Annotated in this window: 13 protein-coding genes; all 13 read right to left on the reverse strand. The window is 32.8% G+C overall.

The features are described 5' to 3' along the window. Positions 1–7: 7 nt before the first annotated feature. Positions 8–1,096, reverse strand: a complete 1,089-nt coding sequence (locus AB3I00_RS13550) for a DUF3991 and TOPRIM domain-containing protein (protein ID WP_338350271.1) — start codon at positions 1,094–1,096, stop codon at positions 8–10. Between the two features lie 55 nt (positions 1,097–1,151). Next, positions 1,152–3,110 carry a MobP2 family relaxase gene (gene mobP2, locus AB3I00_RS13555; protein ID WP_368025473.1) on the reverse strand — a complete coding sequence of 653 codons (1,959 nt, stop codon included), beginning with the start codon at positions 3,108–3,110 and terminating at the stop codon, positions 1,152–1,154. Continuing rightward, positions 3,110–3,487, reverse strand: coding sequence for a hypothetical protein (locus AB3I00_RS13560; protein ID WP_325828472.1), 378 nt, complete (start codon positions 3,485–3,487; stop codon positions 3,110–3,112). The genes mobP2 and AB3I00_RS13560 overlap by 1 nt, the downstream gene beginning before the upstream one ends. Next, the gene (locus AB3I00_RS13565; protein WP_325828473.1) at positions 3,459–3,761 is read right to left on the reverse strand and encodes a hypothetical protein; all 303 of its coding nucleotides are present in this window, start codon (positions 3,759–3,761) and stop codon (positions 3,459–3,461) included. The genes AB3I00_RS13560 and AB3I00_RS13565 overlap by 29 nt, the downstream gene beginning before the upstream one ends. 368 nt (positions 3,762–4,129) lie before the next feature. Continuing rightward, complete coding sequence (locus AB3I00_RS13570; protein WP_338350268.1) at positions 4,130–5,041, reverse strand: hypothetical protein; 912 nt, start codon at positions 5,039–5,041, stop codon at positions 4,130–4,132. Positions 5,042–5,075: 34 nt separating this feature from the next. Next, positions 5,076–7,568, reverse strand: a complete 2,493-nt coding sequence (locus AB3I00_RS13575; RefSeq protein WP_325828475.1) for a hypothetical protein — start codon at positions 7,566–7,568, stop codon at positions 5,076–5,078. After that, positions 7,565–7,900, reverse strand: a complete 336-nt coding sequence (locus AB3I00_RS13580) for a DUF5592 family protein (RefSeq protein WP_325828476.1) — start codon at positions 7,898–7,900, stop codon at positions 7,565–7,567. Before AB3I00_RS13580 ends, AB3I00_RS13575 begins: the two co-directional genes overlap by 4 nt. 8 nt (positions 7,901–7,908) lie before the next feature. Continuing rightward, positions 7,909–9,999 carry a pLS20_p028 family conjugation system transmembrane protein gene (locus AB3I00_RS13585; RefSeq protein ID WP_368025474.1) on the reverse strand — a complete coding sequence of 697 codons (2,091 nt, stop codon included), beginning with the start codon at positions 9,997–9,999 and terminating at the stop codon, positions 7,909–7,911. Next, positions 9,996–12,539 (reverse strand): type IV secretory system conjugative DNA transfer family protein, encoded by a 2,544-nt coding sequence (locus tag AB3I00_RS13590; protein WP_368025475.1) that lies wholly within the window; start codon positions 12,537–12,539, stop codon positions 9,996–9,998. Before AB3I00_RS13590 ends, AB3I00_RS13585 begins: the two co-directional genes overlap by 4 nt. A gap of 2 nt (positions 12,540–12,541) precedes the next feature. Next, positions 12,542–12,925 carry a hypothetical protein gene (locus AB3I00_RS13595; RefSeq protein ID WP_368025476.1) on the reverse strand — a complete coding sequence of 128 codons (384 nt, stop codon included), beginning with the start codon at positions 12,923–12,925 and terminating at the stop codon, positions 12,542–12,544. A gap of 24 nt (positions 12,926–12,949) precedes the next feature. Next, positions 12,950–13,792 carry a hypothetical protein gene (locus AB3I00_RS13600; RefSeq protein WP_368025477.1) on the reverse strand — a complete coding sequence of 281 codons (843 nt, stop codon included), beginning with the start codon at positions 13,790–13,792 and terminating at the stop codon, positions 12,950–12,952. Beyond that, positions 13,792–15,420: a hypothetical protein gene (locus AB3I00_RS13605; RefSeq protein ID WP_368025478.1), complete on the reverse strand. Its 1,629-nt coding sequence runs from the start codon at positions 15,418–15,420 to the stop codon at positions 13,792–13,794. The genes AB3I00_RS13600 and AB3I00_RS13605 overlap by 1 nt, the downstream gene beginning before the upstream one ends. Continuing rightward, a complete protein-coding gene (locus AB3I00_RS13610) occupies positions 15,398–16,492 on the reverse strand; it encodes a hypothetical protein (RefSeq protein WP_325828487.1) in 1,095 nt (364 codons plus the stop codon). Before AB3I00_RS13610 ends, AB3I00_RS13605 begins: the two co-directional genes overlap by 23 nt. Positions 16,493–16,512 lie beyond the last annotated feature (20 nt).

Genomic DNA, 16,512 nt, shown 5'->3' on the forward strand with positions numbered 1-16,512 from the left:
ATCACACTCATACCATCACGTGTTCTTCTTCATTGGATATTTCTAGTTCTAACTTTTTAAGTTGATTGACTTCTTTTAACTGATCATTGAAGTCAAAACTTTCAGACTTTCCCAACTGAGATACCGGCAACTCTACTCGAACATACTGATTAATAAAAGTATCTGAATACCCTTTTTTACCTAAGAAATTTTTAAATCGATCAATGAAATCAATGCCAGCTTCATCATTATTCACACATAAAGTAATCCGTGGAACCGTCTGTTTTTTATCTTCAGTCAATTTTCGGTTAGACTCGACAACTTTCTTAAAATGAGCTTCTACTGCTTGGTGCTTTAATCCAGACATTGCACAAAATTCTGTATTTAATGTGGGCTTATAAAAATATTCTTGTTTATGAAGGGATAAATAACTCATCACCTCAATAGGTGCTTCAAAAACTTTTATTTCTTTTGTTGGTAATTTGGAATTTAAACTAGCATAAAACATAGAATCCTTTTGATTCCCTGGGTGTTGATATAAGTAATATGGTCTGTCTTTAATCAGTCGCTTTTCTTCCGGTAAAAATCTTGTTCCACGTAATTCAATACCAACAATTTCAGAATTAGTTGGCTGTGTCCTATCAAACATTTTAAAGATAATATTTTTATGAACATCCTCACCAATCAAATTTGCACGATTAAACAACGTAACTATTTCTGGATCTATTTCTCTTTCTTTTGATAGATAAAAAAATACATCTGAAAAATCTTTACTTTCTTTAATATCTCTTTTGTAATTTAATGGTTCATTATCTTTTATTTGATAGTCAGCTTCAGATAAAATAGATACTTCTGTTCCTAATATATCTGCCATAGCTTCTTCAAACGTAAAATCATATACTTTCATCGCCAAGATAATACAACTACTAACTGCAGTTTGGTTTGTCTCTTTATTGAAATACATCACTTTATTTCGATTATCGAAAACCCAACTAGAATGTTCAGCGTGTCGGTAATAGTTTCCTTGTCTTTGAAATGGTTCTCCTTTTGAAATCATATATTCTAATATATTTGAGTTACGTGCTTCTTTGACTTGATCCGGTGAATAATAAGCCATAACAATTCCTCCTAAAAATAAAAGAACAACCCAATAAAATTGAGCTGTTCTTTTACTAAATAGATAAATCTAAGATATTTCTTTCATAAAATCGTTCATTTTGCCATTGTTGCGTTTGATCTCTTAATGTTCTCTGCAATTGATAAAATTGTCTTCTGTTTTCTACTTTTTTACGCCACTCTTTTTGTAATTTCATTCGTTCCTTTTGTGTAAATTTAGGCTTTCTTTTTTTCGAGTGAATCGTTTTATTAAGACCATTCCTTTTTGATTCTTTTTTAGATTCCTGATAAATAGCTTTCAATTCTTTTGGCTGCTCTTCAAAGAATTTTTCGTATGAATCTTGATTATTAGGAATGGTTGATTGTAATGTTTTGATATATCTCGCCCACTCTTCCTTTGTCGGTGGCTCATTTTCTTTGTGTCGAAAAGGATTGGTTTCAATTTTTTCAACAGCTTCTTTCATACTTTTAATAAATTCTTTTTGATAATCTGATATAGACTGTTTTTTGGGTAGAATCTGTTCCACCATGTCTTCAATCTGATCATCCAATTCTTGTTCAGAAAGCAATTCCTGTTTTGAAATAGTAAAAATATGTTGTTGCATATTTGGTGGAATCGGTAGTTTTTCTACATCCTCCATAGTGATACTCTGATTGTTCTGCACTTGCTCTTTTAATTGTTTCTTTAGTGTTTCTTTTTGAGTATCTATCTCGTCTATTTTCTGTTCAACTTTTTCGAGTTCTTGTTCCTCTGAACGAATATAAGACAATAGATTTTCTAAAACAGGTGGTTCATTCGCTCGGTGTCTATAAGGATTTTTTGCAATCAATTCGAGCGCTCGTTGAAAAGCTTCAGAAGGTTCATTTTTGTTTTCGCCTATCCTTAACTGACTGTTTTGTTGCACATCATCAAGTATTGATTGATTTAAATTCCCATTTACTTGCTTTCTTTTTGGTGATAGATCCATCAATTGGATTTCTTTTAAAATCGTATTACCGAGTCGAGTAAATAGTGTGTTTAGCTTATTTTCAGAGCTGTTTCTTCCTTCTCCAAAAGCGGCTTCTTCCTCAACTTGAATTTCAGTTTGTTTTTGAATGATTTCTTGAAAAAGTTCTGGATAATTTGTTGAAATATATTTTTTTATTACTTTGTCCAACTCTTGTTTAAAGCCAAACTTTTCCGCATAGCCATATTTTTGATAGCCTTTTTGTGGAGGTAATTTCTCAGCCACTCGAATCAAATTTTGTGACATCTCGTGTAATTGTTTTTTGCCTTGTTCTGAGCGTATTCCCTCAATCATTATTTTCTTCAGAGAATCTATTTGGGCTCGTTCTTTTTGTAGTCCCAATAATTGATTTGCAAAAGAAGACTTCATTTTTCGTATCGTTTTTTTCGATCGATATCCTTTTACTTCTGTCACTTTCTCCCCTGTTTCTGAATCAATAAATGTTTTTAATTCTCTCGTAGGATATGGTTCAACTGTTGCGACATGAACATGGATATTATCTGTATTGTAATGAATAGAAGCTGTCCAAACTGCTGACGTACTCATCTTCTCTTCTTCTAACATAGTAGTCATTGCTAAACGGACAGCATAATGTATTTTTTCTTCGTCTAATTGATTTGTTTTCGGGTCGAGATAGCCATGCTGAACAAGCCATTGATTATCGAATGAAAAAACATCTTGCCACATGACACTTCCATTCTTAGCAGCCGCTGTAAATTGTTTCTTCATTTCTTTCACATCATTTTCGTCTAATCGGTGTTTATCATTTGAAAAAAGTCTTGACGTTTTATTTGGATTTGCCATGTATCGAATATAACCTTCAAGCGTTTCTTCCTCATCACCTTCATACGTTGCATTTGTTCCTTCTTTATTTGTAAATGCCGAATAGGAATCGTAAGCTTCATTTCGGATAGCTTCTTCTCTATCCATATAATCAATATATGATTGAAAAGCTGAAGATCCAGGGCGAGCAAACTTTCCTGTCATGATTATTCCTGGACTACCCATTAATCAACAACTCGCTTTTCAAAATGACGAAAAATTTCATTCCTTCTTTTTTCTTCTAGATACAATTCAGTTTCTGCAATTAAATTAGCTTTTTCTTGAGTAGAGTTTCGTAAAGCTGGCAAGTTTTCTACATGTAACCGAGTATTTTCAACTTCATAAAGTACATCAACTTTTTCTTCGATATTTCGCAATAAACTTTTTCTCAGCTTCCGTTCTTCATCAATTCTTTCTTGAAGCTCGTAATTCTTTTCTTCCAATTTCAAGTAATGATCTGCTAATAAATTGATAGCTTCTGATTTGCTTCCGCCATATTTATCTAATAACTCATCAACAATTTTTTCTGTTTGTTCATTCATCCGAACTGTACAGCGACTCATTATCATCATCCTCCAATATCATTTCTTTTACCAAAGGAAGTTGCCCTTGTTCTACATTTAATAAATAGGCCTGTGTATTTAAATCCAAATGCGCAACCACTTCATCTATAATTGCCTTCATTCGTACTTCTGTATTTATAACTGTTTCAAAACGTCCTGCCTCTCGAATCATTTTTCTTAACATCTCATAAGGCTTCTTATCATTTTTCTTACAAAATATTTTAAATTGTTCCCACTCATCATCATCTACATTGCGCAAACGAACTTCAGTCATTCTTTCTTCCACCTCTTCTCTTCATTCTGGAAAAAAATAGCTTTAGATTATCTGCATTATTTGCAAAAAAGTAGTAAAACGAATAAACAATGCAGCTAGCCAATATCAAAATGATCAACAAACAAAATGCAAATCGTATCAAAAAATATCCCTCTCTTTCGTTACAAAATGTAATTTGCAATTACAGTTCAAGAGCATAAGACAAAAAGGGGGACAAAATCGTCCCCAACCCGACAGTGTCGGGCTTTTTGCGTGTGGCACAAAAATAGATATTTTCACCATATCGGTGTAACATTCACCGAATTGGTGCATCTATTCACCAAATTGATTCACTCATTTCATCAATTTGGTGTAGGCTAAACCATCCTCTATTTTTCATTTTTAGAATAATCATTAATCTGTTCATTTACTTTTACAATTTTTTCGTTTAGTTCCTCATTGTTTGCTTTGGCTTCAGAAATTTTACTTTGATATGATTCAATTTTAGATTGCCGATCCTGAATTTCTTGATTTGTTGATTCAATTTCCGTTTTAGTTTCATAGCGTTTTTCAGCTTCGAGTTCTTTTATTTCTTTTTCTAAACCAGAGATATAATTTTCACTTTGACGAATCAAAACTTTATTGGTTTTGATTAATTTTTCTGATTCTTCAATCTGTAGTCGTAAACATTTTTCAAGATATTTTTCTTCATTTTGTGGTTTCGCTTGATTATCTATTGGTACTTTTTTACGATTCATAAACAAAGCATCTTGAACAGTCTCTTCATCCGATTTAGCTTCTTTTTGACCATAAGTTTCAAATAAGTCATTTATATTTTTAGGCTGAAAGTTAGGATTTGTTGGAGAAACGACTCCAATATCTATCACAATGGATTTCCACTTTGAAGGTATATTTTCTAATTGAATAAGGTAATAGTTTTCAGTTAATCGAATTAACTTATGTGAAACCTTTTGCTCTGTTTTAGATTCAGAAGCTACCATTTCTAACTTCCCACCTTCTGGCATTTTGCCATCAGCCTTCAGTAAAATTTCAGCGTAATGAGTTTGTTCATTGTATCCTCTTTCTAACTGTGTGAGTGTTATTCCTTTCAAATTTATACTGTGACTTACACCAATTGGAGTATCTGCTAAGTCTTTTTCAGTACCTAATAGTATTGAAGGTATAGCAAAAAAAAGCGCTAAACTAATCGTAAAAAAAAGAGCAAATCGATAAAATCGATCTGCTTGTTCAATGAAGAAACTTGAGATTTTTTTCCATTTCTTTACTAACTTTTGCTTCATAAATTGACTCCTTTTTTCGAATCAGTTTCTATTTTTAGTGTCCTCCTGCAAACAGTTCAATCTCTTCTTTGGATAAATCAATCTTCATTTGTAGGTTACCTTTCCCTTTTATCGCTAAAATAGTTTCACCTTGTTTTAGACTAGGAATTTGTTCTAATTCACTAGCTCTCAGAGTTTCTTTAAAAGAGTTTTGTAGTTCTTTTAATGAACTTGGATCTTGTTGCATAATAAAAATATACGTTGATAATTTCAATAGTTTCCGAACTTTATCCCTAAATGAATCAGACGCTCCCTCAGAAAACAAATCTGAAATATCATGCGTTGCGAGTCCTAAACCACCAAAAGCCTTACGTGCCTCACGCTCGTAACGATCCAACAAATCTATCGCATCCATGTTCTCCTGGCGAGTAATATTATGAAATTCATCAATCACTAGTAACGATCGAATTGCTTCATCTGGTCGTTTTAAATGATTATCAACGTAATATTTTTCTCGCATACCTCGTGTCATTGAAATATTCCAAACCAAGAATAGTAAATTATAAAACTGTGCGTTGAAAACTTCTTTTCCTTTATTCAAAAGACTACTCAAATCAAATGTAACAGAATAATATTCGTCGAATCTCAATGAAGTGTGTCGATTAAAAATATGAGGTGCTGAACGTAACATTGAACTATTTACAGAGTCAATCATATCCAATCTTTTCGCTTCAAACTCTGATAACTCTGGTCTGATTTTACCTTCACTAACATATAATTTATTTCGAATGAACTCATTAAAGTCTTCTAACAATGGATAATCTTCTTTTTCATATTGAGTCGATTTATCTAAATACATATCATGGTTTAAAAACCATTCTTCATAGAACAAATCTATATATTTATCTAATGAATTATTTAGTTCGGAGTCATTCGTTCCATACATGTTAGCATAAATTGTTTTTAGTTTATTTTTACTTACATTATAGCTTTCCTGCTCGTCAATTTCTCCGTTCAATTCATTGATAACTGTTGCAAAAATTTGAAATGGATTGACTGTCCCATCTCGGCCAGAAGCGTCTAAAGAAACGCCTCCGTAAGCTTCCATCATTCGACTATTTTCTGCATTCGCCATAAAATAGTACGTGTAATTTCCTAGTAAATGATTATGACTTCCGATTTTTTTTAAAGTGGAACTCTTTCCTGAACCAGGTAATCCAATCAATACAAAGTTATAAGAAAGACGTGTATAGTCCTTATGCCACATATCTAAAATAACTAATCCTCCTGTAGTTGTCCTGCCAAAATACATTCCTCTAGGATCAATTAATTGACTATGGTTAAGCGGATAACTTGCACCTAAATCCGTCGTGGTTAATTCTTTTCCTTTTCTATTTTTTACCTGTTTTTGTTCTGCATGAGAACGATATAAAGCTTGCAGCTCTGTGTCTTCTTCACCCAAAAAGAAAGAGGCCTTATAGCCTCTACTTGAAAATTGTTGATTCATTTGATCCGCACGTTCACGAACTGCTTCCTTTGTTTTACCTGCAATGTAATATCGCACTGTTGTCTCTTTTACACTTTCATTACTTGTAATCATCGATTCCATTAGTTCAGACAATAATTGATATTCAATTCTTGCCTGCATCTGTACATCACGAGTGAGCCCTTTGCGGATATTATCTTCATTATCACCAATTGAACGATTCAATTCTTTTTTTATCTTAGATAGACCTAAATGAGTAATATCTACAGTAGTTATAACTCCTGGTTGCCTAAAAATTTGTTCACCCCAGTAGAAATTTTCTTTTTTAGCATAACGATAAAGATGGGAAACTCCAATATAACCTGTTCCTGTTTGACTAAACCAGTTACCTTTAAAAGTAACGCCAGTTTGTGGCATAATTTCGCTCATAAATTTTCGATCTTCACCAACTTTGTTTAAATACTCTGGAGAAGAAATCTCGTCGTCAAAGATTGGTGGACGTTCACCTAAATTATAAAGTTGAAACAGTAATCCTTTCTTTTGTGCTACTGATATGGGGTGTATGTGAATGAATTTACTGGTACTATTAGAAATTTCAGACCGTGCTTTTTCTAACTCCTCGCGAGTATCTCCAAAGATTTGGATATAAACAATATCTTCTAAAATCGATTGAGATTTTTCTAATTCCCATACCTTATGATCTCGTTGACTTCTTAAATATTCACTACTATTTTTAGGAAAACGCTCATAAAGATATTCAATCTGTCTTGTGGTATCAGCAGCATATCCCATAAATATTAATTTTATTTCTGAAGTTACACCTCTAAAAAGATCTACATAACTCTGAATCCCTTGTTGCTGAATTGCAGGTGCTTCTTTACGAATGGAATAATTTTCTAATAGTAAATAATCAGTGAACCCACTACGTGTTTGAATACAATCTTCATCAAGAAAAGCAATGTGGTTCATAATTTTTAATACACTATTTGATATTTTATATCTTACTTTTGGCTTCTTCTGTTTCTTTCCCTTCTCTTTTTTTAAAGAGTCGTCAATAATCATTCAGTTTCCTCCTCTAACATTTGACTATCTAAAAAGGCTTCCTTTGAATCAATATAAATACTATCTGGAACATAAATAGTTAAGTCTTTCTTCAACAAGTCTACTAGTGTTGTAATATTTTTCTGTCCTGGTTTAAGTGGAGAAGGCATCATCCAAAATAGTGTAATAGCCCCTAAACAAATTTTGAACCATAATCTAAGCGGTGGATAAACAAGATCTCCCAAAGTTCCAAATCCATATAACACTAGCATAAGCACAATTGCACCATCTAACATTGTATAAACTCCACCAAAACGCATCGTATCAGTGATACGGTTAGGCCTCGTAAACATAAAATCACCTACTCATCTTCTTTTTTCTTTTCGTTAATTAGTTCTTTTTTCTTTTGTCGATATTGACTGTAATTTTTCCCTAAATCAAATGCATCTCGACGTTTCTCTCTAAAGTTTCGCTTGTGATATCTACCTGAATCATCTTTAGCATATCCAAATACTTTATCTTTTGCTGCTTTTTTCAATGGATTTAGTTTCTTATGTTCAGCTAATTTTTGATTTATTTCATTATTATGTTGTTCAACTTTTGATTGGTCTGGAGAAGCATTTAAATCATCGGATAAAGCTTCTGAAGCCGATAAACCTGATAAATGATCGTCAGTTTCTTTAGGAATATCTTCTTGATTAGCTAATTGATCCATTTCATCCTGAGCTGACGAAACTGGAATATCTGAGTTATTCAAACTATCTTGGCCGTTCTCATTCTCAAAAGGTTCTAAACTGTTTAGCATTTCAGGATTTTCTATTTCATTAAAACCTTTTGATTGGTCAAATGCATCATTATCTTCTTCGTTGTCAGTTGGCTCTAATGATTCCAAGCTATCAAATTCTGGTGATTCAACATCATTCGATTCATTCGTCGATTGTTCTGCTTCATTCCCCTTAATTTGATCCTCTGTTTCTGAATCTTTATTAGCTTCTTCTTGATTCATATTTTCATTTGATAATTCTTGGTCTTGTGAACTATCTTTCTCACGTTCTTGTTCATTGAATCCTTTTGTATCTTCAGAATCTTCGCTACCTTTTTTCTTGTCCTTGTCTTGATTATTTAGTCGGTCATTCAATCCCATTGCATCAACACCATGATTTCCTGAACCAACTGCTCCTAAAGACATACCTAACCCAAAAGCACCAACATCTGCCAAAGCGCCTCCTGCCGATTTTGCAACAGTTGAGCCAAAGTCTTTTGCTCCTTTTACTAGTTTAGATCCACCTAATGCTGTCATAACGACACCAGCGGTCCCTCTTAATCCTGCATCGATACCAGTAACACGTTGGAAACCATTTGGCCCATCAATCAATGCCCAAGCAGCACCTGCCATAGCAATAATATAAGAGAAGAAATTGAAATTCATTGACTTAATTACTGCAGTTGCAACCAAATAAATTTGAAATAATATTGGTACATAAACGAGTAAAGCAAAACTACCAATAATCTCTGAGAATAGAGCTTTTACTCTTTGCATTCCCATGAAATCTGCGAATCCACCTTTTATCAATAAAACATAATCGCCGTACATTTTATTTATAATAATCGCAAATTTAAATGAAGAAATTCCTAAAGCAATAATTGACACCAACAATGTCAGATAAATATTAAAAAATCTCACTTTGTTCCTATAATAATTAGGAGAAAAGAAATTAGAAACTAACCATGCTGCAAAGCCACTAGGTTGCTCAATATCCTCTAAGGTATCCTCACCTTTTGAATCAGGTACTAATTTCTTTTTAAATGGTTCACCATTTTTTACATCGTCAGGTTTTTCAATTTTTTCTTTCATATCAATTTGTCTAGCGTGTTTATAATGATTTAAGGTTTCTCCATCTTTAAGTTTCCACCCTTCTTCCGCTACTGCCTTCAAATCTGTTGTATTTTCTAGTATGATTGATTCTCCTGGACTTTTTTCAACGGTATTCAAATCCTTAAAAATATTCTGTGTGGCTGTTGAAGCAGTTGCCCAAAGAGAAGGCATCATAAATGTCATACAAACCAATAAAATTAAGTTAAGAGGAGCTTGTGACGCATCATTCACTTTACTAAACATAAACAACACAAAAAAACCTAAAATAGCTAACGTTAATAATAGCCATTTAATAGGTTCGACTTTCTCCAACAAATCCACAAAAGCTTTATTATCAAAGATATTTAATAGTTTTAATAGGTCACCCATAACACCATATAAACCATCTAAAATCCATGCCATTCCTTCAGCAATTTTCATTCCTACTGGCCGCAAAAAATCCCAAGCTGGATTTCCTTGTGTTAAGTAATTGGAATAATCACTTAAAATTTTCAGTATATCTGTATCTTTCATTGTAGTCGCTGCATCATTTGCGAATATATCTGTTATTACATTTGCAAGCACTAAATTTGTCATTGTAGCCCTCTCTTTTCAATTGCTTCAATAATTCGTTCATACAATGGTTCTCTTCCAACATTTGCAAGCCATGCTTTTAGATCTCGTACTGTTCCTTTTTCTGATATTTCTTGATATTCTTCAAGAATTCGTTGAGGGTTTTCTTGCGTTTCACAAAATAAATTGACTTCTCTTGATAACTGATTGGAAAGATAATAATTAAAAACTTCAGATACAAGTAATTTTTGCTTGTCATTGCTTATATACGAATCAAATATTTCATCTAATTCCTCTAGTTTAGGATTTTTAACTGTAGCAATAACTTGTTGTTCCTTTGGTACTCTGATTTCTTTTACCACTGATTCCTCAGTAATTTGCTTAGATTGGTCAATTTTTTCAGAGACTGATTGATCCTTACATTTTTCTTTCGGTTTATACTCTTCTCCATTAATGATTGCTTGTCTTCTAATCTCTTTTTCCGCAATCATTTCAGGATCAACAGAATATAATAAATCGGTCAAATTTATTTTTGTATGTGGTGCATCTTTGTATTCTTCTTCAATTTCGTTCCAAGTACTTTCTTCATAAGGCAAATACTTCCAAGCTTCAACCATCTTGGATTCACCGCGATTATAGATTGGATACATGTTCTCAATAACGTTTCCTTTTAAATCATGGGTTTTCATACTTCGTATAACCACGGTTTGTCCAAAAGGTAATCGAGATAACTCATCTTTTGTTAGCATTGGAATACGTTCAACCGAATCAGTTAATGTTTTTTCACTATCAGCAATTTTCCCTTGACGTGAAAGAGAAAGATTGGCTCGATTTCCCAAGTCTTCCAATATCATTTCTCTTGTTTTTTTAGATTTTGTTTTTACTACAATTGTGTTACCGCAGTTTGATATAATTGTATTTGCTTCATCACCATATTTGTCCAATTGTTCATAGTTCTGCAAAACAATTACGTGGCTTATTCCAACTTTTAAGCCATCTGTCATTTTAGTCGCTAATTCAGGAATTTTAACCATATTTCCTGCTTCTTCATAAAGGAATACTACTTTTCTTGGTAATTTACGATTTGCACGCTTAAGTCCTGCCTTTGTCAGCTCTTTAAAACTTTGATCAAAATAACTAGCTGCAATTTCATGATTTGATTTATCTTGGTCTGATACAACTACGAAAACAGCCATTGGCTTTTCACCAAATCCCAAATTCATATAATTAATTGAGTTTTGTGCCATTAATTTTGCGTTCCCTGTTCTTCTAAACGCCTTCATATTGGTTAACATGTGCGTTACAACGTTACCGATTGTTGCCTTTGCAGGTGCAGAAGCCAAAATATCTAAATAAGCAATATGTGCAGGGTGATCATAAGGTAATTCTTGAAAATAAAAATCTAAAACTGTTTTGTCCTTATATTTAGCAAACAATTTTTTCTTGGCACTCATATCGTCTGTATATTTTTCCAGTGCTGAATGACTAATACTTGTAATACGATCACTATTCATTTCAGCTATCATATTTAAAATCGTATAAGCATTAGATAATTCTTCTCTTTGTAACAAAAGCGATTCTTCGATCAAAGCTAATGAGCCTGCCGTAAATAATGCACTAGCTGAATTTTGCCAAATAGGTTCTTTTGCATTTGGATCATGAAAATAAGTGTAACAAAGCGTAGCAAGTTCTGCTTGCGCTTGATCCAATCCTCGATCTCTTTCAACTTGAGTTTTTCCAAATAAATATTGTTTATAATAATGGACAACTAAAGCTAAGGGATTAGTTGTATCTGAAATAGCGGTATCATTTAAATTCAGTAACCGAACGATATATCCTCTATTTTCTAGTGTTTTTTTCCACTTTAAGTACAATTCTCCAGACGGATCATGAATATTCATTGATCGCTTTTCTTTCATATCTGTCGTTCGACTGAAACCATCAATTCCTTTTTCTACACCAAATACCCCTTTACCTACACGAGTTTCTCCAACAATCAAATTATTTGTCGGTTCATCTGCAATATATTCCCTTACCCGATCTAATTCTTTATCTTCCTTTGTACGTGGGGAAGTTCCTATGACCATACCTGAAGGGCCACTATAAGCTTCCATGTCATCTGTTGGCATTGTATGGTATTGCTTATCCAATTCGCTTTTCCCATCAGCCCAACGTGACGTAGCAGCTGTTAATGTATCTTCTAATGGCATAAAGCTCTTGTGCATCCGATACAATTTATAACCAACCACCAATGCTATCAAACTAAAAGCAATAGCAAATATTTTCCAACCTGTCGTATCACTAGGATAGTGAATTAAAAATTTTAGTTGGATGGCTTTTTGCCACTCTACATCAGAAAATAATCCGTTTTTAAATACTTCAGAAAGTATTTTAGGCAATGCTGAAATATAATTAGCTATAAAAGAAAAAAAGAGCATTAACCCGATAAATAGTGGATATAACACTCTCTTTTGTCCCAAAAATCGTTCAATATGTTTATACGGTGTACGGGTAGGATCTCTCCAAAATTTTGTCCCTACTAAATCCTTACGCCATTTTTTCATGATCAAACCTCCAGTTCTTCATCTTGAGATAATAAATCAGGAAAAGATACTGTTTTTTCTTCTATGTGCTTATTGTTTGTAATACAATCAGACATCTTTTTATATTCTCTCGTCAAATACTCTTTTGCCAAACCCTCATTCTTCAATAATTCTGTAAGGCTTTTAATTTCTTCTTCCTTGCACTTTTCTTGACGAATATCTTGCAATTCTTTCATACTATCAATACGGATACCTATTGCCTTCTCAATACCATTGACTTGGTCAAATCCTTTAAGTTGTCTCAAATCTTTTTCAGTTATTTCATTCTGCCCACAGTATCTTCGATATATCTCTCGAAGCTCCATTTTTTTAAGTTCTTTTTTTATCTCCACTCTACTTAAAACCATAGATTTTCTACCTCCTGGTATATTTTAATCACTAAAAACTCGTTTTATATCCTTCCAAATGACTTTAATACCACAGATAAATTGATTTTTTTCTGCCAAAAATAATGAAATACTCATAAAGTCTACAGAGCTATAAAGTAAGAATAAATGTTCTTTAAACATTCCATTAATCGCTAGGACGAAAAACAAGCAACTAAAAAAAATGTTCGCTATACATCTATTAAATTCGTTGTAATTATAATTATTTAAATTAGAATTTTCTTCTTGCACAATCAAATGGAAGGATGAAAATCGGATATGATAAATGATCGTGTTTATTTCTAAATAGTTTTCATGTACATTCGGTTTTTTCAATATTTTCAGCTCTTTTTTTACTTCTTTTAGGTTCAAATACTTCAAGTCTGACTTTCCTTGATACAAACTATATAAACGTGTCAATTTTTTATCTTGCACCTCATCCCATTTCGAATAAAGGAAAAAAACTACGGAAGACACAATCCATAACCTAAACAATGATATGTTTGTTTGATCCATGATTATTAAGTCAATATACCCAAATACACCTATTAACAAAAATACTTTTAGCAAACGTTTCCCTATAATTTTACTCCCCCCAAATAAAGATTCAGCTAATTTAGGGAAATTTCCTATTACTAAACAAATAAAATATATAGAAAAATAAGCTTGGAATATGATTCCTAATGTTGCTTTGCTTGATGTATTATTGACTGACTGAATCAAATAAGAGACACTTAAATGACTATAACCTTTTACTCCTATAAGAAAAGTATAAAAAATACACACGAGGTATAAAAAACCTCGTGCGTATTTTCGAGCTAACAGAATTTGATAGTCTTTTTTCTCCATTAGCTGTTCACCTCATCAGCTGGCTTTTCTACTCCTTTATCTGTAGATATAGTATTAGTTATTTCTTTATTATTGTCATTGGAACTATCCGTTGTTCCTTGAGAAATATTGTTAGTATTTGGAGTTTGACTATCATTAGTAGGCAAATTATCAGACGGATTTGTATTCTCGGTTTCATTTGAATCTTCAACTTTTGGAAGATTATCAAAGTCATTTATAGCATTTGCTACAGCTTCATTTTGTTTTTCAGCTTCTTGATTAATTGCGTCTGCTGTTTGCTTTGCTTGATCTATAGAAGGTTGATAATCTGTTTTACTACTTTCTTCTAAGTCCTTACCAACTTGTTGATTCGTATTTGTTAACTCGTCTGAAGCTTGAGTAGCTCGGCTGATTTCAGGTTGTACAGCGTTAGCTACTTCTTGACTTTGTTGAGCATTATTAATAGCTGTTTGTACATTAGACGTAGCATCTCTTACTTCCGATTGAGCATCTTGATATTCTTGTGTCTTTTCTGGTAAGGATTCTACAGTTTTTTCAGCATCGCTTACTGCTTGATTCATTTGGTTCGTCGTTTGATTTGCTTGTTTCTGTGCATCTTTTATCTCTTCTACTTTCTGAGATAGTTTTTGATAAGTTTCTTGATATAAATCATAATTAATTGGTAGTATTTCCCCGTTTTCCCCAATTAACTTTTTGATTTCAGAAGATAATTGATTGTATTCTGCAATTAAATCAGATACTGTTTCCCACTCCTCTGAAGCTTTGACAGATTTTTTAGCAGTATCGTCTTCAATATTGTTTAGTTGTTCTAATTCTTTTTTTACCTTGCTTAATTGATTGTTCAATTTATTTGCTTTTTCTTTTGCTTCATTTAACTCTAATCGGCTTGCTGCAATCTTTTTATCTAAAGAATCGTCTGGTTGATCTGGATCTGGTGTTGGATCTGGATCTGGTACTGGGTCTGGATTTGGTGTCGGATCTGGATTCGGTACTGGGTCTGGGTTTGGCGTTGGATCTGGATTCGGTACTGGATCTGGAATAATAGGTACATCTGGCTTAACATCTGGTTTTTCAGGTTCCTTCGTTCCTTGCTCATCTTTATCTGGAAGTACAGGCTTCAAGAGATCATCATTATCATCTTTCGATTGATTTGGTTGACTAATAAAAATTAAATTACTATTCGGGATAGTATTTTTTTGATTTTCATTTGCTTTTTTGTTATCTATTCTTTCCAATTCTTTAGCTTCTTGCTTACCGGTGGCTTCTGCTAGTTGTCCTACAAGAAATGATTTATCAGTTTTTGTACTTCCATTTAAATCTATCCCAAAAACACTATTACTCTCATCATCCGTAACTACACCAAGTATTTTATCTAATGGAGAAGTTTTCTTATCTTTTGCTTTTTCTTTATTTTTCGTTTCCTTTTCGATTTCTTTTTCCCATGTTTTTTTACTTTTTTTATCAGTATCCGCAGAACGCACTTGCTCTTTTTTTGCTACCTCTTGTTGAGGCTGAGTACTATAACTATAAGCGACAACACCGCCTAGAATTGAAACTGAACATAGTCCGACAATCCACCATTTTTTAGGTATTTTTCCTTTTAGATTATTCGTTTGATTGCTTTTCATCTTTGCTTCCTCCTAATTGTTTTAACTTGTCTTCCCATAGGCTCATGTTTTCTGTTGCTTCCTTTCGTTCAGAATCAGATAATTCTTTATTGTCTTTATCTGATTGATACTTTTTCAACAGATTAATAATACTTTTTGCCACAGAAATGTCTTCTTTTAATTGATCATCCTTGATCTCTTTGTTTATCTCTTCAGCTTTATCAATATTTTTTTCGCTAATTGCTCTATAAGCTTCATCCTTCTTCGCTAATTTAATTTGCTTAGTTAATACTTTGCTATCAATTTCTTTGTTAATTAATTCAGCTTCTTCGATTTTCCCTTGTTGTAAATAAGCATAACCAAGCATACCTTGTACAGTTGTATTTAAAGGTAATTCCTCTAATTCAGTGACCTTTTTCCATTTTTTCTCCAAGAACAATTCATAAAAATGAGCGAGATTAGACTTTCCTTCTTGGTATAGCTCATGTAATGCTGCTTGATTTTTCTTACTGTAAAGTTCTTCAACTAAGTTTGTTTCTTCTTCAGGATAATTTTTTAGTGCTGTAACGTATTCTTTTTCATCAACCAACGTTTGATATGACTCTGGACGGTCAGCCTTAGTAAAGCTTTGGGATACGAATACAACAGTTAATAGTAAAAGAAAACATGCAGCTATCCCTATCAGCCATTTTTTCCAAAATTTAAGAAGATTAATATCCTTAATTTTTTCTAAGACTTGAGAAAATTGGTTTTGTTTAGGCTTTGAGAAAACAGAGTTGGAGTGAACAGGATTTTTACCATCAGGTATTTCAAATTCTTTATCTAACTCATCTAAAAGCTTTAATCCCTGTTTCTCTTTAATTGAACCTTTTTTAATCATGTCATGAATTCGCTGGTGCATATGTTCATGAACCGATAAATCAGGTACTTTGACAAATACACCTTGATAAATTATTTTCTTTCCTCTGTTTAATGTGTAAGTCACTGAGTCTCCTGGGCGTAAATCTTCAGAGAGTTCTTCAAATTCCACATAACTATACTGACTACGTGTAATTCTTATTGCATTAGATTCATCAATCCTCACTTCAATCAATTTTCTCGCCACCTCTCTTA

The sequence above is a fragment of the Enterococcus sp. C76 genome, from assembly GCF_040886985.1.
GTDB lineage: Bacteria > Bacillota > Bacilli > Lactobacillales > Enterococcaceae > Enterococcus_B > Enterococcus_B lactis.